This window comes from Halosimplex pelagicum, assembly GCF_013415905.1.
Classification (GTDB): Archaea; Halobacteriota; Halobacteria; order Halobacteriales; family Haloarculaceae; genus Halosimplex; species Halosimplex pelagicum.
Window position 1 is genome coordinate 1,528,097 of the sequence record NZ_CP058909.1, and the last position, 19,959, is coordinate 1,548,055.

The 19,959-nt window shown below is 70.0% G+C and carries 20 protein-coding genes; 9 read left to right on the top strand and 11 right to left on the bottom strand.

Annotated features, from left to right (window positions below; genetic code table 11):
* The first annotated feature begins 1 nt into the window (after position 1).
* The 3 genes from HZS54_RS07575 (at position 2) to HZS54_RS07585 (ending at position 2,938) form a co-directional block, all read left to right on the top strand.
* Entirely contained in the window at positions 2–283 is a 282-nt protein-coding gene (locus HZS54_RS07575; protein ID WP_179921542.1) for a cytochrome C oxidase subunit IV family protein, read from the top strand.
* Positions 284–391: 108 nt separating this feature from the next.
* Entirely contained in the window at positions 392–1,561 is a 1,170-nt protein-coding gene (locus HZS54_RS07580; RefSeq protein ID WP_179921544.1) for an LEA type 2 family protein, read from the top strand.
* Between the two features lie 111 nt (positions 1,562–1,672).
* Complete coding sequence (locus HZS54_RS07585) at positions 1,673–2,938, top strand: LEA/WHy family protein (RefSeq protein WP_179921546.1); 1,266 nt, start codon at positions 1,673–1,675, stop codon at positions 2,936–2,938.
* Here the strand turns inward: HZS54_RS07585 and HZS54_RS07590 are convergent.
* Positions 2,833–3,534, bottom strand: coding sequence for a DUF7546 family protein (locus HZS54_RS07590; RefSeq protein ID WP_179921548.1), 702 nt, complete (start codon positions 3,532–3,534; stop codon positions 2,833–2,835). The genes HZS54_RS07585 and HZS54_RS07590 overlap by 106 nt on opposite strands.
* A 4-nt stretch (positions 3,535–3,538) precedes the next feature.
* On the bottom strand, positions 3,539–3,970 hold the full coding sequence (locus HZS54_RS07595) for a hypothetical protein (RefSeq protein ID WP_179921550.1): 432 nt from the start codon (positions 3,968–3,970) through the stop codon (positions 3,539–3,541).
* Positions 3,971–4,102: 132 nt separating this feature from the next.
* On the opposite strand from HZS54_RS07595, the gene HZS54_RS07600 reads away from it, so the two are divergent.
* Positions 4,103–4,894 carry a DUF5806 family protein gene (locus HZS54_RS07600; RefSeq protein WP_179921552.1) on the top strand — a complete coding sequence of 264 codons (792 nt, stop codon included), beginning with the start codon at positions 4,103–4,105 and terminating at the stop codon, positions 4,892–4,894.
* A 38-nt stretch (positions 4,895–4,932) separates the two neighbouring features.
* On the opposite strand, the gene HZS54_RS07605 is transcribed toward HZS54_RS07600, so the two are convergent.
* The gene (locus HZS54_RS07605) at positions 4,933–5,793 is read right to left on the bottom strand and encodes a hypothetical protein (RefSeq protein ID WP_179921554.1); all 861 of its coding nucleotides are present in this window, start codon (positions 5,791–5,793) and stop codon (positions 4,933–4,935) included.
* Between the two features lie 146 nt (positions 5,794–5,939).
* On the opposite strand from HZS54_RS07605, the gene HZS54_RS07610 reads away from it, so the two are divergent.
* Together HZS54_RS07610 and HZS54_RS07615 are read left to right on the top strand one after the other, a co-directional pair.
* On the top strand, positions 5,940–6,332 hold the full coding sequence (locus HZS54_RS07610; RefSeq protein WP_179921556.1) for a hypothetical protein: 393 nt from the start codon (positions 5,940–5,942) through the stop codon (positions 6,330–6,332).
* 43 nt (positions 6,333–6,375) lie between these two features.
* Entirely contained in the window at positions 6,376–6,756 is a 381-nt protein-coding gene (locus tag HZS54_RS07615) for a hypothetical protein (protein WP_179921558.1), read from the top strand.
* A 14-nt stretch (positions 6,757–6,770) separates the two neighbouring features.
* Here HZS54_RS07615 and HZS54_RS07620 read toward each other — a convergent pair whose 3' ends face one another.
* From HZS54_RS07620 to HZS54_RS07630, 3 genes are all read right to left on the bottom strand, one after another.
* The gene (locus HZS54_RS07620) at positions 6,771–8,189 is read right to left on the bottom strand and encodes a dihydroorotase (RefSeq protein WP_179921560.1); all 1,419 of its coding nucleotides are present in this window, start codon (positions 8,187–8,189) and stop codon (positions 6,771–6,773) included.
* Positions 8,190–8,269: 80 nt separating this feature from the next.
* The gene (locus HZS54_RS07625; RefSeq protein WP_179921562.1) at positions 8,270–8,968 is read right to left on the bottom strand and encodes a lipoyl protein ligase domain-containing protein; all 699 of its coding nucleotides are present in this window, start codon (positions 8,966–8,968) and stop codon (positions 8,270–8,272) included.
* Between the two features lie 42 nt (positions 8,969–9,010).
* Positions 9,011–9,475: a hypothetical protein gene (locus HZS54_RS07630; protein ID WP_179921564.1), complete on the bottom strand. Its 465-nt coding sequence runs from the start codon at positions 9,473–9,475 to the stop codon at positions 9,011–9,013.
* 27 nt (positions 9,476–9,502) lie between these two features.
* Here HZS54_RS07630 and HZS54_RS07635 point away from each other — a divergent pair, with 27 nt between their 5' ends.
* Complete coding sequence (locus tag HZS54_RS07635) at positions 9,503–9,832, top strand: DUF8155 domain-containing protein (RefSeq protein ID WP_179917553.1); 330 nt, start codon at positions 9,503–9,505, stop codon at positions 9,830–9,832.
* Between the two features lie 95 nt (positions 9,833–9,927).
* On the opposite strand, the gene cofG is transcribed toward HZS54_RS07635, so the two are convergent.
* The 5 genes from cofG to HZS54_RS07660 all read right to left on the bottom strand — a co-directional run bounded on the left by cofG (position 9,928) and on the right by HZS54_RS07660 (position 15,101).
* Entirely contained in the window at positions 9,928–11,076 is a 1,149-nt protein-coding gene (gene cofG, locus HZS54_RS07640; RefSeq protein ID WP_179921566.1) for a 7,8-didemethyl-8-hydroxy-5-deazariboflavin synthase subunit CofG, read from the bottom strand.
* A 327-nt stretch (positions 11,077–11,403) separates the two neighbouring features.
* Complete coding sequence (cofC, locus tag HZS54_RS07645) at positions 11,404–12,045, bottom strand: 2-phospho-L-lactate guanylyltransferase (RefSeq protein WP_179921568.1); 642 nt, start codon at positions 12,043–12,045, stop codon at positions 11,404–11,406.
* Positions 12,046–12,816 carry a hypothetical protein gene (locus tag HZS54_RS07650; RefSeq protein WP_179921570.1) on the bottom strand — a complete coding sequence of 257 codons (771 nt, stop codon included), beginning with the start codon at positions 12,814–12,816 and terminating at the stop codon, positions 12,046–12,048. It abuts the gene before it with no gap.
* Positions 12,794–13,978, bottom strand: a complete 1,185-nt coding sequence (locus HZS54_RS07655) for a tubulin/FtsZ family protein (protein WP_179921572.1) — start codon at positions 13,976–13,978, stop codon at positions 12,794–12,796. The genes HZS54_RS07650 and HZS54_RS07655 overlap by 23 nt, the downstream gene beginning before the upstream one ends.
* A 214-nt stretch (positions 13,979–14,192) precedes the next feature.
* Complete coding sequence (locus HZS54_RS07660; RefSeq protein ID WP_179921574.1) at positions 14,193–15,101, bottom strand: complex I NDUFA9 subunit family protein; 909 nt, start codon at positions 15,099–15,101, stop codon at positions 14,193–14,195.
* A 1,239-nt stretch (positions 15,102–16,340) separates the two neighbouring features.
* Here HZS54_RS07660 and HZS54_RS07665 point away from each other — a divergent pair.
* The gene (locus HZS54_RS07665; RefSeq protein ID WP_179921576.1) at positions 16,341–18,095 is read left to right on the top strand and encodes an RICIN domain-containing protein; all 1,755 of its coding nucleotides are present in this window, start codon (positions 16,341–16,343) and stop codon (positions 18,093–18,095) included.
* Between the two features lie 111 nt (positions 18,096–18,206).
* Positions 18,207–19,724, top strand: a complete 1,518-nt coding sequence (locus HZS54_RS07670; RefSeq protein ID WP_179921578.1) for a family 43 glycosylhydrolase — start codon at positions 18,207–18,209, stop codon at positions 19,722–19,724.
* Positions 19,725–19,959 lie beyond the last annotated feature (235 nt).

A 19,959-nucleotide genomic window follows, 5' to 3' on the forward strand; every position in this document is an offset into this window, starting at 1 on the left:
CATGGCACGATTCAAACTCTACACCGCGATATTCGTGGTACTGATGGCCCTGTCGACCACGCAGGCGGTCGTCGAGCAGACGGGGATGGTCGACTTCGACGCGCCGGGGACCTACTGGACGGCGTTCGGGATCATCCTCGCCTTGTCGTTCGTCAAGGCGACGTTCGTCGCGACCTACTACATGCACCTCCGGTGGGAACCCCGGTCGGTCACCTACCTGTTCCTCGGGGGGCTGTTCGTCGCGCTCGCGCTGACGACCGCCGCGGCGTACTCGATCCTGTAGGCCGGAGGCACTCGCGGGATTCCCCGGCGGACCCGTCGAATCGACGCCCGAACCGTTCGGGACCGATCGGCAGGATTTATCCGCTCGACGGTCTCTGTCCGTCCAATCATGTCAGAGGCTGATTCGGCGGACCCGGACGCCCGCGGTTCGGACGAGAAGGGGTGGCGCGACCGAGCGGAGACGCTCGTCGCGACCTGGCCCCGCCGGATCGGCGCCGGGCTGGGCGCGCTGGTCGGGCTGTTCGTCCTGCTGTATCTCCTGGGGATAATCGGCGCGCCGGCAGCGGGGCTGGTCGACCGCGGCGACTGGGGCAAGGTCACCGACGACCGCACCGAGATCGTCACGACGGTGTGGGTCGACAACCCCAACCCTATCGGGGTCTCGCTGGGCGACACCGTCACCGCCGACTACGACATCCGTCTGAACGACGTGTTGCTCGCGGAGGGGGAGAAGTCGAACATCTCCGTCCCGAGGGGCAACAGCACCGAGCAGTTGCGGACGGACGTGCTGAACGACCGGCTGGCGGACTGGTGGGTCAGGTACGTCCGGAGCAACGAGACCGTCGCCGTCGACGTGAACGCGACGCTCCGGGTGGACACGCCGATCCCGGTGACCCACGAGGTCCGCCGGAACAGGACGATGCTGACCGAGTCGACGCCGGTCATCGACTCGCTGTCGGCCTCGGCCAACCGGACCAGCGGCACCTACACGCGCTCGGTCGGCGCGAGCGAGGCGTCCGACTCGGTGCTCGAGGGCGTCGACCTGGGGGAAACCGGGAGCCTCACCGTCGGCTACGAGATCGAGCGCGGGTGGGCCACGTGGGGAGACGTGACGGCGAACCGGACGACCGTCGTCTTCCACATGCGGGTCCACAACCCCGGCGACGTGCCCGTTCCGGGCTCGCCGGAGGGGATCGGCGTCGGTATCGACCTGAACGACATCCCGACGTTCGAGGCCGACAGCGGCGAACTGTCGGCGCGCAACACCGAGTCGCCGCTGTTGATACAGCCCGGCGAAACGCGGGAGGTCGCCTTCGCGGTCACGATGGACAACGACCGGGTCGACGAGTGGTTCACCAGCCACGTCCGCAACGGCGAACGGACGACCGTCGAGTCGCGGGTCCAGCTCGTCCTCGCGAACCCCGTGACCGGCGACTCGCTGCGGATCCCCCGTGACTCGGCCACCGTCTACGACTGCTCGTTCCGGACGGCGATCCTCGTCGACGGGCAGAACACTACCTCGGACTGCGAACCGCCGAGCGTCCCGGCGGGGGGCTGACCGCGCGACCGTCGCGCCTCAGACGCCGGCGCCGAGGCGCTCGACGCGGATTCGCACGCTTGCTGTTTCCCGCTCGCTCCTTTTTCACGTCGGTCGACAAGACCCCACGAGATGTTCGACGGCGATTCGACGGACGGATCGGACGACGGCGACGGGGGCGGACGACGCTGGCTCGCCGCGATCCCGCTCGCGATGGTCGTGGCGCTCGTCGCGCTCGTCGCGCTGTACCTGCTGGGCGTCTTCGGAGCGCCCTCGGTCGGGGTCGCCGACGCGGGCGAGTGGGGGACGGTCACCGAGGAGCGGACCGAGGTAGTCACGACCGTCTGGGTCCGCAACCCGAACCCGATCGGGACGGCGTTCGGGCCCGGGCTGACCGCCGAGTACGACATCGCGTTCAACGGCGTCACGGTCGCGGTCGGCGACGAATCGGGGCTCGCGGTCCCGCCGGGCAACACGACGATGCGGTTCCGGACGGCGCTCCGGAACAAGCGGATCCCCGAGTGGTGGGTGGCGTACGTCCGCGCGAACGAGACGCTGCGGGTCGCCGCCGACGCGACCGTGCGCGCGGACGTCGGACCGTCGCCGGCCGTCTCGCGGACGTTCGAGCGCGACCGGACGATGCTGCGCGAGTCGCGGCCGGTCGTCGACGCCGTCTCGGGGGCGGTCGATCGAACCCGCGGGCGGTACACGCGGACGGTCGACTTCGGCGAGCGCGCGCCGCGGCTGGCCGGCGGGCTCGGACTGGACGGCGAGTCGCTGACCGTCGGGTACGAAGTCGAGCGGGGCTGGGCGAGCTGGGGGACCGTGACGGAGAACCGGACGACGATGCTGGTTCACCTGCGCGTCCGCAACCCCGGCGACGTGCCGGTCCCGGCCGCGCCCGCGGCCGTCCGCGCGTCGGTCGACGCCAACGGCGTCCGGCTGTTCGAGACCGACGCGGAGGCCCTCTCGGTCCGGGAACTCGGCGCCGACGAAGTGCTCCGGCCGGGCGAGGAACGGACGCTGACCGTCGCCGCGACGATGGACAACGATAACGTCGACGAGTGGTTCACCCGCCACGTCCGCAACGGCGAGCGCTCGACGGTCACCGCGCGGGTCCGCCTGCTGGTCGACCACCCGCTGACGAACGCGACGCTCCGCCTCCCCGCCGACGGCCCGGCCACCCGGGCGTGTTCGGTCCGCACCGCGCTGCTCGTCGACAACCGGACCGCCGGGGCGACCTGCGGCGCGGACGGACCCGCCGGCGTGCGGGATCGGGTCCGTTCGACCGCTCACCCGGCTCCGTCGCCGTCACTCCCCAGCGACGGGAACCCGGGGCGCCAGTACAGCAGCGCCACGGAGGCGAGGAAGGCGACCGTCGAGATGTCCACGGAGTAGGCGATGGCGGTCGACATGAGCGTGACCCAGCCGCCGAGGACGCCCGTGACCGCGGAGGCGAAGATGGGAGCGGAACAGCTGAGACAGGAGACGAAGCCGAGCGCGCCCGAGGTGACGACGCCGGTCGCGTCGACGATGGCCGCGTAGACGAGGTAGGTGAGCCCGAGGTAGCCGATCACGCGGTAGGGGACGACGGAGACGTAGAACGCCTCGGTGATCAGCCGGACGCGGGCCCAGCCCGGCGATCCGGCGCCGACGCTGAGTCCGAGGACGCCCTCGGGGATCGGGTGGTGGCCGCCGACGGTCAGCCCGATCAGGCCGGCCCAGTTGGCCAGCAACAGGAAGTAGCCGGCCGCGAGCCCGCCGGCGAGGAGGTGCCGCCGGGGCGGCGCCGACGGGGTCGGGGTGCGGTAGGCGGCGACGAGGACGGCGTCGATCCAGACGAACGGGTAGAGGACGTACCGCGGGACGGTGACGGTCCCCGGCGTCGCGAGGAAGTAGCCGGCGACGAGGACGCCCTCCAGCGCGACGACCGCGGCCAGCAGTCCCGCGCCGGTCGGCCAGGGGCGTGCGGTGCGGCGGGTCGAGTGGGCCATCCGGTCACCCGGTCGTGACGAGCACGACGGTGATGGCGACGACGGCGAGCAGGCCGGTCGCGACGGCGCTGCCCGCGGCCGCCTGCGCGCTCGGGCGGCCGTTGTCGCGCATCGCGAAGTAGACGCCGGCGACGAGGAAGGCGGCGACGAGGGCGACGACCGCGCCGATGACCGCCGGGCCGGTGATCGCGCCGCCGGCGTAGGCCATCGCGCCGAACATGAACCCGAGCACGAGCACGACGTAGCCGGCCGTCCACGTGCTCGTCCGCCCGGCGAACTCGGACAGTCCCGAGGCCGGCCGCTCGCCCGCTGCGACCTCGGCGGCGACCCGGGGGACGTAGTGACGCCACTGGCGCGACCGGAGGACGAACAGGACGACCCCGACCCCGAGCAGCCCCATCAACACCGTGCTCGCGAGGTAGGTCGTGTTGACCATGGTACGTGTCTACACATCACTTTTCAGCCGTAGTTTATAACTATTCTTTTAACCAAACCGAGGGGAACGCCGGCCCCGCCATGCGGCGCCGACGCCGACACGCTTTTTCGGGGCGCCGACACAGAAGGGACCATGACCGACCGACCCGAAGCGGGCGAGGGCGACGGGGGCGACGCCGACGCGGAGTCGACCGAGGGGAACACCGAGCCGCCGGACCAGGCCACCGACGCACAGTCGACCGACGACGGCGTCGAAGTCGACGAAGCCGAAGCCGACGAGACCGAAGCCGACGAAACCGAAGCCGACGGCACCGGGTCGGCGGCGTCCCCGGCCGACACCGACGCGGCGAGCCCCGTCGACGCGCCCGACCCGGATCTGCCGCCGGACGTGGCCAAATACGACCGCTTCAAGAAGATCGACGGCGGCACCTACGACCGCGCCAACGACTTCCTGCGCGAGCGCACCTACATCACCGCCCGCGAGTGGGCCATCGCCCGGCTCTGTGCCGATTTCCGCACCGAGACCGGCGTCGAGATGACGAAGATCGGCGAGAACCTCCCCGAGCTGGTCCCGTTCATGACCGACACGTACACGCCCCAAGCCGTCAATCAGGCCCGGGCCTCGTTCGAGGAGAAGGTCCGCAAGGCCGGCGCGACCTTCCTCTACGGGGCGATGTGCGACTTCTTCACCGCCGAGGAGCTGGACGACGTGATGTACGAGGCCACGGAGGTCGCGAAGTTCCTGCTGGAGGTCGAGGGCGTCGAGCTCTCCGTCGAGGAGGAACTGGCGGCCGAGGACGAGATCTCCGAGGTGATGCGCGAGGTGCGCGAGCACTCCGCGGCGCTGCGCCACGACGAGGTTGAGTGCCCCGACTGCGGCCACCACTTCGAGGCCACCGCCGCCGACGCCGTCGACGACGACTGAGGCGGTCGGTCCCTCCCACGTTCCTGCCGCTGACGCCGTCACCGCGACAGCCGCAGGTCCTGTCTGACCGTCCGGCCGCTGTCGAGGCGCGTCCCCTGGCGAACGAGCAGGTCGACCGACTCGCCGCTGACCGCCAGACCGCGGTATCGGACGACGTGAGCGCGCCACGGCTCGCCGGCGGCTCGCCAGCTGTATCGCTGGCCGTCGTCCCGGAACTGCTCACTCTCGCTCTTCTGATCGGGGTCGGGCGGGACCACCAGCACCGCCCCCTCCACGTCGTCGGCACTGCGGGTCGACCCGTTCCGGTGTCCGTCGACGGCGACGACAAGCGCGTCGCGCAGCGACACCAGATTACGAGCCACGAACGCGTCGAACGCCGACGCGCGGTCCCAGTGCGGTACCAGCGAGACGGCATCGACGGACGCGTCGACCGACGACGAGTCCAGCGCCGACGCGACCGCCGACCGCTCGACCGCCGCCGTCGGGGGCGCGCCGTGGAGCTGGGGAACTTCCCCGGGGCCGCCGCTCGGGATTCCGTCGTACAGCAGCGTGGCGCCAGCACCCGGTGTCCGGGCGCCGAGCCGGTGGCCGTCGAGCGCCGCCGCGAGGGACTCCCCGTCGGACCCGGTCGCCGCGGTGACGCCGAGTACGTCGACGGTCAGCTCTCCCTCGGCGAGCGTCGGCGTCGCCAGGAGGAGCTGTTCGACGACCGCGTCGCCGCCCCGGACCGACCGGGAGTTGCGAGCCCGATACGTCCGGCCGGACTCGACGTCCGCCCGCCGCGTCGACGGGGGATCCGGCGAGCGGTCGGTACCGAGCGCGAGAGCTACCCCGCCGACCGCGGCCGTGCCGACGCCGGCGAGGACCGCACGCCGCGAGCGCCAGGTCCCGTCCGTCATGCCTCGACGTTCGGTTCGCTGTCAATAAAGGGTTCAGTTCCCCATCCGTCGCGCACGGTCTCGGCGACGGCCCACGGCGACGCCACCCGCTCCGCCGATCCCCCGTCGACTGAACGCTTTTCACCGCTCCGGACGGATCGCCGCGTATGGACACCGCCCGACGCGTCGTCCTCCTCGAAGTCGGTATGGGAGCCATCTGGATCGCGCTCGGCGTCCTGAACGTCGGCGTCGCGGGGCTGCGCGAGGCGTGGTGGGTCGCGCTCGCGGCGGCGGTCACGACGGTCGCCGTCACGTACACCGACGAGCACGACCTGCTCGGCTGGAGCGACTGGCGGCGCTACGCCGCGGCGATCGTCGCCGTCGTCGCCATCGCAGTCGCCGTCGGCGTCGTCGCCATCGCGACGGATCTGGTCGTTCTGACGGTCGTCAGCGGCGGGCTCGCGGGGATGGGCGCCGGCCTGCTCGGCTACCGGTTCGTCTACGGCGTCGTCCGGCCGGTACCGGAGTCGCGACTCGGCGCCGGGAAGCGATCGGTCTGAGCCCGTGCGCACGTTTATACACGAAGGAGGGGGCAATCCCGGTATGGTCGACGAGCGGCGGATCGTGACTACCGACCTACTCGGTGGATTCGTGACGCTGGCTATCGGGCTACGGGGACCGGACCTCGACCCGCTCGCCTCAGTTTGGTGGACCGGAGTGCTCGCTCTCTTGGCCTTGGGTGGGACGTACTATGGGCTCGAACACGGGCCGCTCGAACGGGTCACTCACGGCTGGTTTGTCCTCCTGGCTGTCGAGGCGACCGTCTTCGTCGCGGCAGTCCTCGCAAGCGGGCAGGCCATCGACACGGTGCTCCGTGGCGTGTTCGTCGGCAGTGGGGCAGGACAGGTGGTCTACCGGTTCGCCTTCGGCGTCGTTCGGCCTGTTCCCCAGCGGCGCCTCGCCCGGGCGGTGAACCGCTTCTGACGACGGCTGCCGGCTCAGCGCTCCTCGTCGGGCGGCTCCTCGACGACTTCGGCGGCCAGGTCGGCGATGGACTCGGTCTCGTCGCCGCGGGAGAGCCGTCCCCCCTCCGATCCGCGCTCGTCGCGGCCGCCGGCCGCGGTGCGGACGTTCCGGCCGACGGCGTCGCCGAAGGTCTCGCTTTCGCCGCCGGGACGGTCGCCGGCGTCCCGCTCGTAGACGACCGAACCCCGGACGAGCGTGAGTTCGGGGAAGACGGCCTCGCGGCCCTCGAAGGGGGTCCAGTCGCACTTGGTGTGCAGGCGGTCGGCGCGGATCGGGTGGGTCTTCCCGGGGTCAACCAGCACGAGGTCGGCGTCCATCCCCTCCGCGACGCGGCCCTTGTTCGGCAGATCGAACACGTCGGCGGGGTTGGCGGCGGTCAGGTCCCGGACGCGCTCGTAGGTCAGGTCGCCGGTGCGGGCGTCGGCCAGGAGGAGCGGGAGCGCGGTCTCGACGCCGGGGACCCCCGACGGGGCGTCCCAGATCTCGGCGTCTTTCTCGTCGGCGGTGTGGGGCGCGTGGTCCGTCGCGACCATGTCGACGGTGCCGTCGACGACGCGGTCGTAGACGCGCTGTCGGCGCTTCTCGCGGCGCAGCGGCGGGTTCATCCGCCCGTGTGTCCCCAGCTCGCGCAGGTCGTTGCGCGAGAGGTACATGTGGTGGGGCGTGACCTCGCAGGTCATCCCGGCGTCGGCGGCGATGTCGATGCCCCGCGGCGTGGAGGTGTGGGCGACGTGGATCGTCGTGTCGCGCTCGGCGGCGACCTCGCAGGCCCGCCCGACGGCGGCGGCCTCGGCGCGGGCGGTGCGGTAGGCGCTCCAGGCGTCGGCGTCGTCGCGCTCCTGGGCGGAGACGTTGAACAGGCCGGCGTCCTCGGCGTGGACGGTGACGGTCACGTCGCGGGCGTCGGCCTCGGCGAGCGCGTCGAGGAACAGGGGCTCCTCGATGCCCATGTTGCCCGTCGAGTCGGCGAGGAAGACCTCGCCCAGGGCGAAGATGTCGCGGTCGAGCAGCGAGTCGGGGTCCCAGTCGGCGGTGACGCCGCCGTTGAGGCCGAAGTCGACCAGCGAGTCGGCCGCCAGCGCGGCCTTCTCGTCGAAGGCGGCGCCGTCGACGGTCGGCGGCGAGGTGTTGGGCTGGTCGACGACGGTCGTCACGCCGCCGGCGGCCGCGCTGGCCGAGCCCGTCGTCCAGTCCTCCTTGTGCGAGTCGCCGGGCTCGCGGAAGTGGACGTGGGCGTCGATCATCCCCGGGAGCAGGCGTTTCCCGGTCGCGTCGACCGTCCGCTCGTCCTCCCGGACACCCAGGTCCTCCCCGACCGCGGCGACCGTCTCGCCCGACACGCGGACGTCCCGCCGCCGGCCGTCCGCGAGCGTCGCGTTCCGGAACAGCATACCTCACCTCGAACGCCCGGTACCCTAAGTTCCGTGGTTTCCTGCAGGCTCGATGGCACGTGTTCGGCGGTGAGCGGAGCTTAGCCGACCCGTTGGACCGACGTGTCCCCCGCTGCCTCGTCGACCAGCGCCCCCTCGACCGCATCGACGACCGCGTCCGGGTCGGCCCGGCCGTCCGCCCGCGCGACGCTCCCGACCGTCTCGGGGTCGAAGGACACGTCGAGCGCCCGATAGACAGGGTCGAGAACCGACGCGATCGCCCCGTGGTCGCGGACGACCAGCACGCCCGCGACGACGGCCGCGTCGGCGCGCACCCGCTGGGCCAGGCCGGCGAGCTTCCGCGGCCGCCCGCCGCAGTCGGCCCGGACTGAGTGGGTCCCCGGGCAAAAGGAGTCGGGCGGTTCGCCCTCGCGGGCGTCGACGCCCAGCGAACCTAGGGCGTCGAGCAGGTCGGCCGCCGCCGCGTCGTAGCGATCCTGAAGTCCCGAGCGCGAGTCCGTCACCGGCGTCACGCGCGCGAACGCGACCGTCGACCCCGTGTAGGCGACGGCGCGGCCGCCGACCTCCCGCTCGACCGGCGGGAACCCGCGCTCGTCGGCGAGTTCGCGAGCGCGGTCGTACCCCTCGGCGCGAGCGTCGCGGCGGCCGAACGCGACCTGCCGGTGGGGTCGCCAGACCCGCACCGCGGGCTCGCGGTCGGCGGCGACGCGCTCGACCAGCCGCTCCGAGACCGCGCGGTCGCCGTCGATAGTATCGGCCCGACCGCGGTAGACGCGCATACCGGGCCTGAGGGCGGCCGCGGAAAAACGCCTCCGGTCCCGTCACTCCCCGCCGTAGAGGCCGTACCACCCGCCGAGAGCGGTGACCACGAGTCCGGCGAAGAAACTGACACCTCCCAGCACCAGCGGAGCGGCGACGAAGCCGCCGGTGCCCCAGGTCCGGCTGAGGCGGTACCACGTCGAGCCGTCGCGCACGTAGACCGCCTCGGGCGAGGACTCCAGCGCCGGGTACAGCGTCTCGTCGATCACCGTCGTGCGGGTCCGAACGACCCCGCCTCCGTCCCCGGCGCCGGCGTCCCGGATCTCGGCGACGACGGCGTCGGGGACTGCCGAGGCGTTCACCGTCGTCGGACTGCCCCACGACGCGTTCTCCGGCGGCGGCTCGTCGGTCCAGACCTGGAAGCTGACCGGGTCGCCGGTGGGCGCCTGGAACTGAGCGAGCGCCGGGGCGGCCATCAGTCCCACGCCGACGAGAACGGCCGCGAGGGCGGCGGTGCGCCGGTCCACGTTCCGGGCGAGAAGCGCAACCGTAATATGTCTTCTTCTCTGACAGTCGCCGCGGGCGACACCTACGCCGTCCTCGATCGGCCCGTCCATCCGGCGCCGGGCGAGCGCTTCGCCGGCCTCGCCGCGACGGACGGCGACGGCGACCCCCTGGGCGTCCTCGACGGCGGGCTCCCGCGCTCGTCGGCGAGTTCGCGAGCGCGGTCGTACCTCTCGGCGCGAGCGTCGCGGCGGCCGAACGCGACCTGCCGGTGGGGCCGCCAGACCCGCACCGCGGGCTCGCGGTCGGCGGCGACGCGCTCGACGACTCGGTCGGAGACCGCGCGGTCGGCCTCGATGGAGTCCTCCCGCCCGCGGTAGACGCGCATACCCCGACTTCGGGGCAGTATCGGCAAAACGGTCCCGGTCGTCGCTCCCGGCGGCGGAGGCGGGCCCGCCGGGAGCGCGACGCGTCGTCAGTCCGCGGCCTCGCCCGACAGCACCGTCCGGTAGCGCCGCCCGGCGTCGTCGTCAGCGTCGATGGCGTCGGCGATCCGCGCGGAGACCCAGCGGTCGGCCTCGGCGGGCGGGTCGGCCGGCTCGACCCCGGCCGACCGGAGCCCGGCCGGGAGGAATCGCTCGTAGACGGGGAGTCGCTCCGAGAGCGGGACGCCCGCGTAGTCGGCGATGTCTTCGAGTTCGCGCAGGGCGGGCCAGGCGTAGTCGGGGTTGATGTGGTCGTCGGTGACCGGGGAGACGCCGCCCAGGTCGTCGACGCCGCAGTCGAGCACGTCGCGGACGGGCGCGAGGTTGGGCGGCACCTGTACGGAGACCTCCTCCGGCAGGGCGAAGCGAGCCATCGCGACCGCGCGGCGCAGCGTCTCGACGCCCGGCGAGCCGTCCGTCCAGCGCTCGTTCTCCCGGACGGGCTGGACGATCACCTCCTGGATATGGTCGTAGCGCTCGTGCAACTCGCGGATGGCCAGCAGGCTCTCGGCGCGGTCGGCCCAGTCCTCGCCGATGCCGAGGAGGATGCCCGTCGTGAACGGGACGCCGAGTTCGCCGGCGGTTCGGATGGTGTGCAGGCGCTGGCCGGGGTTCTTCGCGCGGGGGCCGCCGTGAGCCCGCACGTCGGCGGTCGTTTCGAGCATCACGCCCATGCTGGCGTTCACGTCGGCGACGGTGGCCAGCTGCTCGCGCGTCTGGTCGCCGGGGTTGGCGTGGGGGAGCAGGCCCTCCTCCAGAGCGATCTCACAGACCTCCCGGAGGTAGGTGTGGATCGAGTCGTGGCCCCACTCGGCGAGCTGGTCGTGGACGGCGGTGTAGCGGTCGTCGGGGTCGTCGCCGAAGGTGAACAGGGCCTCCGTACAGCCGACGTCGGCGCCGCGGCGGACGACCGCGCGCACGTCCTCGGGGGACATGAGTTCGGCCTGGCCGGGCGGGTCGTAGTAGGTGCAGTAGGTGCAGGTGTACCGGCAGGCGGTCGTCAGCGGGACGAACACGTTGCGGGCGAAGGTGAGTTCGTCGGCGGCCGCAACGTCGTCGGGGGCGACCGCGAGCAGGCGCTCGACGGCGGCGGGGTCGGGGTCGACGGCCACGTCGTACTCGTCGGCGCCGGGGATCACACTCCCCCGTCCACGTTCGACCGGCAAAGCGTTGACGCTCCCGGAGACGCGCGAGCGCGGTGTCGAAGTAGCCAGCGGGGTGGAGGTCCGCCGAGCGGTGGGTCGGGTCCGCCGAACTGCCGCGAACAATGGAACGGCCGGCGGCGGACCCGTGGACCGCCGACCGCGGAACGGCCAGCCGTGCCCCCGGGTCGGGGCGTCTGGGAGCGGAACCGACGACGCAGTCCTGGCGCGGGCGCGAGGCGCGACCCGTCTGCACGGGACCGACCCGCGCATGTGGATCGTTGTCTCACCGCATGAAAACCGTTGTCCGAATTTCGTTCGGGTTCAGCCCGAATTCCGTTCGACATCGGCCCGGCCGTCGGCCGCGGCGACGGAAACCCCCGTCTCGGCCAGCCACGCGGGCGCCTCGCCCTCGCCGTGGAGCAGCACCTCGACGAGGTCGGCCGGCTCGTCCACGTCGGTCGCGAGTCGGAAGGAGTCGACGTGTGCGAGCGACAGGTCGGCCTCGCGGGCGATCTCGCGGTGGTCGCGGACCGACGCGCCGTGGTAGTCGACGCGGAACGCCGGGTCCCGGACGACCAGGGCGTTCGTCCCGCCGCCGCGGCCGGGCGCGACCACCACGTCCGCGTCGGGCTCGAACAGCCGCGCGAGCGCGTCGGGGGTGGCGAGCGCGAGGTCGGCCATGACGACCGCGACCGGGTCGTCGCCGTCGCTCGCCGGCAGCCGGTCGTTCACGGCGTCGGTGAGCGGCCGGTCGTCGACGGCGACCGAGACGCCGCAGTCGATCGGCGCTGTCGAGAGGACCAGCGGGTCGACCGAGACGCCGCGCTCGCGGTCGAGCGTCGATAAAACGGAGAGCACGTCGTCCAGCATCGTCCGCGCGAACGCGGTCCGTTCGGCCTCGTCGAGGACCGGTGCGAGGCGGGTCTTGGGCCGCCCGGGGGCGAACGGGACGACGACGCGCATCTACTGCAGTTTCGTCGGTTCGTCCTGGTTGGAGCGCCAGTAGTAGATCCCGCCGCCGATGATGGCGAGGACCACGAGCGCGCCGACGCCCATCAGGATGGTCTGGTTGCGCTGGGCGGACTGCTCGGCCTGTTCGGCCTGCTCTTGAGCGTCCGCGGCGTTGGATTGGGCGTTCTCGAAGTTGCCGTTCTCGTAGGACGAGATCGCCTGGTCCAGGTCGTCCTGGCCGGAGTTCGCCCCGGAGGCGTTGATGGCCTCTGCGGCCTCGTCGATGGCCTGGCGCGCGTCCTTGCTGGCGTTCGTGTAGTGGTGGACTTCCGTCGCGTTCAGGCTGCTCGTCGAGCTACCCTGAACCGAGTCGAAGTCGTAGAGCGTGTAGGTCTCGACCGGTTCGTAGGTGTAGTTCTCGATCGCGGGAGTGTCACCGGTGAGCTCGACGACCACCGTGTCGCCGTTGTTGCTCGCGTTGAGCGGGTGGTCGAACGACTGGTCGCCGAACGTCTCCTGGCTCACCTGTTCGCCCTGCTGGCGGACCGTCACCGTCCAGCTGACGTTGGTGAGTTCGGTGCTCCCCTGGAGCGTCCACTCGTCGGGCATGTCGACGAACGGGTCCTCGACGGTCACCGTCGTCGTCACCGTCTCACCGACCTGCGTCTCTTCGGGGACCTCGCCGGGGGAGACCGAGATAGCCCCGGCTGTCCCGACCGCGACGAGCGAGAGGGCGAGCAATGCGACCAGCGCGGCGCTCTTAGAAGAGCGGATCCAACTCATCCTCGTCATCTTCCACCAACTCCTCTAAGTTCTCTTCGCTTTGCTGCCGGATGTCGTCGATGTTGTCCTGGGCCTCGATGGCGACCTGCTGGAGCTCCTTGATCCGCGGGACGTTGTGGACGCCCGACAGCAGGATCGACGCCGCCACGTTGTTCTCGCGGACGGGGTAGTCCCCGCCGCGGACCTCCATCGAACCGGTCTGCTCCTCGAGCCACTTGCGGCCGCGCTCGATGCCTTTCCGGTTGAGGTGGTTCGAGGGGCCGCTCATCACGAGCAGCGCCCGCTCGGCGCCGTCGATCTCGCAGGGCAGGGTCAGCCGCCCCAGCGCCGCCTTCCGGACCAGCGACGTGATCCGGTTGGTGGTGTTGGCGGTGTCCATGCCGCTGTCGTCGAGGCCGTCGTCGTCGCCCTTGAACCGCGAGAGCAACCCGCCGGAGTCCTGCTCCTCGACGGTCTCGGCGGCGTACCCCACGGTGGAGACGCCGCCGCCCGAGAGCGTGTTGATGATCTCCGAGGAGTCGACGACCGATTCGGCGACCTCGTCGCCGGAGCCGACCTCGCCGGCGCCGAACAGCACGCCGAACCGCCGGACGATCTCGTCGTTGATCTGCTCGTAACCGCCCTCCATCGACTCGCCGGACTTGCGCCAGGCGTCGTTGTCGAACACCAGCAGGTTGTCGACTTCGCGGACGAACGTCTGGAACGACCGCGCGGCGTTGAGCGTGTAGATGCCCCCTTCGTCGCCGCCGGGCAGCACGCCCAGACCGTACACCGGTTCGGTGTAGATCCGCTTGAGGTGCTTCGCGAGGACCGGCGAACCGCCGGAACCGGTCCCGCCACCGAGCCCGGCCACGATCATGAACGCGTCGATCTCGTGGACGGGGATGTTGTCGATGGCCCCCTGGATCTCGTCGATGTCTTCCTCGGCGATCTCCGCGCCGAGCTCGTTGTCGGCCCCGACGCCGTGACCTTTCACGCGCGCCTGACCGATCAGTACTCTGTTCTCCTCCGGGATCCGTTCTAGCCCGAGCAGGTCCGCTTTCGCTGTGTTGACTGCGACTGCAGAGCGGACGATCCCGCTCTGCGTTGCCTCGTCGTATTCGAGGAACTTGTCAACGATCTTGCCGCCGGCCTGCCCGAAGCCGATCATCGCCAGTTTCATAGCTGCCGTTACCGTTGAGAAATAAACAATCCCATCGCGGATATAAGCTTTTTGTCCGTCTATCGAACCTGAAATCGTCAATCCGACAACGGAAATCGGTGAAACCGCCAGACCGCGGAGCGATAAACGGCGAGCTACTCGCCGGTAGGCGGGTCGTGCGAGAATGTCTCACGGCGTTCAAGCACGGGTTGAAACGGCGGGAAGGCCCGCCAGATCAGTTCGTTGTCAGGCCGAGGTACGACCGGAACGTCGTCAGCCCGGACTCGTCGGCGCCGAACGCGCCCACGTCGTTGCGGTCGGTCGTGTTGTCCAACCGTAGTGACCGGACCTGGTCTCTGCCCATCGGGAACCCGACGCTACCCAGCACGGAGAGCCCGACGTTCGCCATCGCCATCGGCAGCGGGACGATCGAGATCGACTTGCCCTCCGAGTCGTAGACGAGTTCGGTCACCGCCCGCAGCGTTAGCACGTCGGGGCCGCCGATCTCGTAGGTCTCGCCGACGTGGTCGTCGTCCTCGACCGCATCGGCCATCATCGGGACGAACTCCCCGACCCAGATCGGCTGGAAGCGCGTCTGCTTCCCGCCGCCGGGCAGCGGGTACACCGGCAGTCCCGGCGCGAACCAGGACTTGAGTTTCTTCGTGAAATCGACGAACTCGCCGCCCTCGCCGAAGATGATCGACGGCCGGAAGATCACCCACTCGCGGTCGGAGTCGCGGACGAGTTCCTCCGCGCGGCCCTTCGCCCGCAGGTAGTGGGTCGGCCCGTCGGAATCGGCGCTGAGCGCGCTCTGGTGGACGAACCGCTCGACGCCGTGTTCCTCGGCGGCGCGCAGGCAGTTCTCCGCTCCGCCGCGGTGGACGCGGTCGTGCATCTCGTCGCCGCCGTCGGGCTTGAACAGCGGCGACAGCGCCACGAGGTAGACGACCGCGTCTTTCCCCTCGAAGGCCCCCTCGATGGAGTCGTACTCGGTAACGTCGCCCGCGTACGTCTCCACCGCCGCGGGCAGCCCCTCGCCGTCGGGACTCCGCGAGAGGACCGTCACGTCGTGGCCCCGCTCGACCAGCTCTTCGCTCAGATGCGTCCCGACGAATCCGCTCCCACCGACGACGAGCACGTTCATGTCAGAACGATTCGGGGCCGATCCCCAAAACGTTCCCGCCCAACTGGTCGTGTAGTCGCCGCCACAGCGGCCTCGGCGTCGGACTGACCGGGAAGACGCTTCGACCGACCGACGACCTGCTGGTAAGAACGCACTTGCTCCGGACGACGGTTCGGGACACCTGCGAGGGCCGTTCCTGGGCCCCGACCCGGCCGAGCGAAAGCCCGTGGCTCGCTCCGTCGCAGTTCGGTCGGAACCCGTTCGAATCCGGGAGTCGGCGCGCGAACCCTCGTCCGCTGGCGACGCGATCAATCCACGATCGATTAAAAATAACTGCACACTATTGAGAGAGGAAACCGAAAATCGGTATCGGTCGCTGCCGTTGGTCGTCGGGACGCTCGGAACGGTCGGAGGGCCGATCTCGTCTTACCGCTAGAAGGTCCAATGGGGCCGATATCCGACCGATCGCGGGAGGTGCGACGGCACCGAGATCGTCGCAGACCGTCAGGTGCCCGTTGGTCGACGATCGGTCGAGCGATATCTCGGCGATCGAGGCAACTAACTAATTATTGAATCTAGTTATACAACAAAATCTGTAATATCGAGCTGTCGACGGTGGCGAATCGAGTGGTCCGACGTGGAACCGCACGCCGTCGCCGACGCCCGTGTCGAGCAGGGCGTCGAGTCACGCGGACCGATACCGCGGCGTTCGTCGCTTCGCCCGTCTCCTCGCCGCCCTATCTCGGTCGATACCGCGGATTCGGCGGCGAGTCGGGGCGGTGATCGCCTTTCGCTTCTCGCCTCTCGCCTTACATCTCGGACGAGCACCGGCGTGGGCGCCGGTGGGCCGATGGAACGTCTCCGGGAGAGCTGTCCCAGTTCGCCGCCGCGAGACAATATTCCGATATTTCCGAAGTATTATACCGATATTATCATTAAATCGGTCTGCCCGAACTGGTCGTCAGTATCGATATATCTATCTCCGATACGAGAAAATTATTCTAACGGATCTGTTCGTGGAGCTGCGCCGGCGTGCGGTGACCGAGCGCGGCGATCGTGTCGAACATCGCTGATCCGGCATCACCACGAGAACGCTCGGCCGGTCGGCCGTGGGCACCCGGTTCTCGCCGGCCGGATCTCGACGTTCGCTCCGCGTCCAGGCGCCCCGAGTTCTCGACGTCGGAAAAATTAGTTAGTTATCAAATCTGAACTAGTCATAAATACTTATCAACTGGCTATGTAAATGGATCGTTCGAAACCATGACAGACGGTAGCTTGCCACGAAGTGGTGATAGCAGCGGCATCGACAGCGAAGCGCACCAGCGAGCGGAGACGGCGGACGCCGCTCCCGCAGACTCGGCGGGCGGGCGCGCCGGCGAATCGGCGGGGGGTGCGGGTATCACGCGCCGACGCGCGCTCTCGGTCGCGGGTTCGGCCCTCCTCGCGGGGGCGCTCGGAACTGCGGTCGGGACGGCCTCGGCCAGCGGCCACAACGCGGTCGTGTACAACAGCGGCGGCGGCTTCACGGCCGAGAACGTCGACAGCGGGAGCGTCGTCTACGACGGCGGCGACTTCATCGTCGCCATCCAGTCGGCGGTCGACAGCCTGACGGAGGGCCGCTCCGCCAAGGAGACGGTGCGCGTCGACGCGACCGGCGACACCGGGACGGCCTCGAGCCTGAAGGCGGTCGACCTCCCGAGCAACACGGTCCTCGACGTCCCGGGGAACATCAACGTCACCGACAGCGGCGAGCCGTGGATCGTCCCGGCGCGCGCCCGGGGTGTCAGCGACGTGGAGATCCGGCGGTTCAACGTCTCGGGCAACCCCCGCTACGGTGTCCGGGTCTCCCACTGTGACGGCGTGGTCCTCGACGATATCGACATGAGCCTCTCGGCGGGGCTGGGGATCCGCATCGACGGCCGCGGCGGTCCCGACACGACGAACGTGACCCTCAACGCCGCGACCGTCAGCGGGTCGAGCACCCACGCCGTCGAGACCTACGGCGTCGACGGCATCGACGTCGGGACGGTCACCGCGACGGACACCGGCGGCTGTGGCCTCCTGCTCAACGACACCGCGAACGCGACGGTCGATTTCGTCGACGCGACGCGCTGTGACCAGGGCGGCGGCTACGCCGGCTTCCGCTGTGCGAACGACGCCGGTCCGAACATCACGGTCGGCCGCGTCGACGCCGTCGACTGCGGTCGGGGCATCTTCACGGTCTCGGGCTCCAGCGGCATCGACGTCTCCGACGTGTACCTCGACGGCAACGGCGGCAACCTGATCCAGGACACCCGCGACACGACGATCAGCGGGGGAACCATCACCAACACCGGGAGCAGTGGAATCAGACTCGACTCGCGGGACAGCGACACCCACCCCTACACGCGCAACGTCACCGTCGAGAACCTCACTATCGAGGACAGTTCGGGGTACGGCGTCTACGAGACCGGCCCGGACACGGGGAGCAACGCCGTCCTGAACAACGACCTCTGCGACAACGGCTCCGGAGACATCCAGACGTACGCCGCCGACACGACCGTCAGCGGGAACACGAACTGCAGCGACAGCGGCGGGAGCGGCCCCATCAGCGACGGGACCTATCACATCGAGAACGTCAACAGCGGGAAACTGCTGGAAGTCGCCGAGGCGGGGACGGCCGACGGCGACAACGTGCGCCAGTACGCCGATACGGGCCACCCCTGCCAGGACTGGGACGTGGCGTCGAACGGCGACGGGACGTACACGATCACCAACGCCAACAGCGGTCTCCTTCTGGAGGTCGCCGACGCCTCGACCAGCGACGGCGCGAACGTCCGCCAGTACTCGGACACGGGGCACCCCTGCCAGAGCTGGAACATCGTCGACAACGGCGACGGCACGTACCGCCTGGAGAACGCCAACAGCGGACAGGTCGCCGACGTCGAGGGCGGCGGAACGAGCGACGGCACCAACGTCATCCAGTGGCCCTGGACCGGCGGCGACAACCAGCGGTGGACGTTCACCGCCGTCTGACGGGCCACGTGCTCGGCCCGCCGAACTCCGGGCGCCGCGACGGCTTTCGATCAGTGCCACCACGCCACAATGCAAAAACATTATATATACACGTTATATGCTAGCGGTTGCATGACCGACAGTCATGACAATAGGTCGTTAGATAGGCGCAGCGTACTCAAATCGATCGGGGCGGGGACGGCGGTCGCCGTCGGTGGTCTCGGAACGAGCGGGGCCGCCAGTGCGGACGAGAGTGACACACACTACCACAACCCGGTCGGGCCGATCGGCTTCGGCGACGTGTCGATCATCGAGGACGGCGGGACCTACTACGCCTACGGGACGGAGACGCCGGAGGACATCATCCCGATCGCGGAGTCGACGGACATGTACAACTGGGAGTACGTCGCGCCGGCGCTCACGGAGACGCCGGGCTGGCATCCCACGGAGTCGGACCCGGGCTGCTGGGCGCCCGATATCCGGTACCACGACGGCCAGTACCACCTCTACTACTCGCTGTCGGTCTGGGGCAGCGACGACGCCGGCATCGGGCTGGCCACCTCGGACACGCCCGACGGTCCCTTCACCGACCAGGGACCGGTGATCCAGAGCGGCGACCTCGACCTGACGAACTGCATCGACGCGGACACGGTGATGGTCGGCGGGCAACCGTGGCTGGTCTGGGGGAGCTACGAGGGTCTCTACGCCGTCCAGATGAACGACCCGATGGACGACATCGTCCCCGGCACGGAGTTCCAGATGGCCGGTGACTCGATCGAAGGGCCGGTGATGCTCCAGGACAACGGCTACTGGTACCTGATCTACTCCTCGGGGCAGTGCTGTGAGGGGTACGACAGCACCTACCGCCTCGAATGCGGCCGCGCGACGTCGTTCACGGGGCCGTACTACAATCAGAACGGGACGGACCTGCGGGACCTCTCGGGGTCACACGACGGCGTCCCCATCCTGGAGGGCAACGACCAGTTCACGGGCCCGGGACACAACGACGTCTTCCAGGGGCCCGACGGCGACTGGTGGTGTTTCTACCACGTCGAGGCGACCGCCGACGACGAGACGCGCTACATGATGCAGGACCGGATCGAGTGGGACGACAACGACTGGCCGGTCATCGCCTGCGACGGCGAGCCGAGTTCCCAGGCCCCCGCCCCCGGCGAACCGTCCGGTTGCGACGACAGCGGGAGCGGCGGCGGCAGCGGCCCCATCGCCGACGGCACCTACCACATCGCGAACGCCAACAGCGGGAAACTGCTGGAAGTCGCCAGCGCCGGGACCGCGGACGGGGACAACGTCCGCCAGTACGCCGACACGGGCCACGCCTGTCAGGACTGGACCGTCACGGCCAACGGCGACGGCACCTACGCGATCACGAACGTCAACAGCGGCCTCTGGCTGGAGGTCGCGGGCGCCGGGACGGCGGAGGGCGACAACGTCCAACAGTACAGCAACAGTAATCACCCGTGTCAGGCCTGGACCATCGAGGACGCGGGCGGCGGTCAGTACCGCCTCGTCAACGCCAACAGCGGTCTCCTGGCGGAAGTCGCCGGTGCGGGCACCGCGGACGGCGACAACGTCCAGCAGTGGAGCGACAACGGCGGCAGCCACCAGCTGTGGACGTTCACCCCGGTGTGACGGACCGACCGACGCGACTCACGGCACCGCGCACCCGCCGTCGACGTACAGCGGGCGGCCGGTGACGAACGGCGCGCCGTCGCTGGCGAGGGAGCGGTAGACGACCGCTCCCTCGGACGGCGCCGACCGACCCATCGGTCACGACTTCTTTTCGAGACGGCTCGCCAGCCGTTGCGTCGACGAACCGGTCCGGAGACCCCGCGTGGGACTCTCCCGGAAGCGGCGTCTGGACGCC

Coding starts and splice junctions, on each gene's coding strand:
- HZS54_RS07575 (WP_179921542.1), top strand. CDS start 2: ATGGCACGATTCAAACTCTACACCGCGATATTCGTGGTACTGATGGCC.
- HZS54_RS07580 (WP_179921544.1), top strand. CDS start 392: ATGTCAGAGGCTGATTCGGCGGACCCGGACGCCCGCGGTTCGGACGAG.
- HZS54_RS07585 (WP_179921546.1), top strand. CDS start 1,673: ATGTTCGACGGCGATTCGACGGACGGATCGGACGACGGCGACGGGGGC.
- HZS54_RS07590 (WP_179921548.1), bottom strand. CDS start 3,534: ATGGCCCACTCGACCCGCCGCACCGCACGCCCCTGGCCGACCGGCGCG.
- HZS54_RS07595 (WP_179921550.1), bottom strand. CDS start 3,970: ATGGTCAACACGACCTACCTCGCGAGCACGGTGTTGATGGGGCTGCTC.
- HZS54_RS07600 (WP_179921552.1), top strand. CDS start 4,103: ATGACCGACCGACCCGAAGCGGGCGAGGGCGACGGGGGCGACGCCGAC.
- HZS54_RS07605 (WP_179921554.1), bottom strand. CDS start 5,793: ATGACGGACGGGACCTGGCGCTCGCGGCGTGCGGTCCTCGCCGGCGTC.
- HZS54_RS07610 (WP_179921556.1), top strand. CDS start 5,940: ATGGACACCGCCCGACGCGTCGTCCTCCTCGAAGTCGGTATGGGAGCC.
- HZS54_RS07615 (WP_179921558.1), top strand. CDS start 6,376: ATGGTCGACGAGCGGCGGATCGTGACTACCGACCTACTCGGTGGATTC.
- HZS54_RS07620 (WP_179921560.1), bottom strand. CDS start 8,189: ATGCTGTTCCGGAACGCGACGCTCGCGGACGGCCGGCGGCGGGACGTC.
- HZS54_RS07625 (WP_179921562.1), bottom strand. CDS start 8,968: ATGCGCGTCTACCGCGGTCGGGCCGATACTATCGACGGCGACCGCGCG.
- HZS54_RS07635 (WP_179917553.1), top strand. CDS start 9,503: ATGTCTTCTTCTCTGACAGTCGCCGCGGGCGACACCTACGCCGTCCTC.
- cofC (WP_179921568.1), bottom strand. CDS start 12,045: ATGCGCGTCGTCGTCCCGTTCGCCCCCGGGCGGCCCAAGACCCGCCTC.
- HZS54_RS07650 (WP_179921570.1), bottom strand. CDS start 12,816: ATGAGTTGGATCCGCTCTTCTAAGAGCGCCGCGCTGGTCGCATTGCTC.
- HZS54_RS07655 (WP_179921572.1), bottom strand. CDS start 13,978: ATGAAACTGGCGATGATCGGCTTCGGGCAGGCCGGCGGCAAGATCGTT.
- HZS54_RS07660 (WP_179921574.1), bottom strand. CDS start 15,101: ATGAACGTGCTCGTCGTCGGTGGGAGCGGATTCGTCGGGACGCATCTG.
- HZS54_RS07665 (WP_179921576.1), top strand. CDS start 16,341: ATGACAGACGGTAGCTTGCCACGAAGTGGTGATAGCAGCGGCATCGAC.
- HZS54_RS07670 (WP_179921578.1), top strand. CDS start 18,207: ATGACCGACAGTCATGACAATAGGTCGTTAGATAGGCGCAGCGTACTC.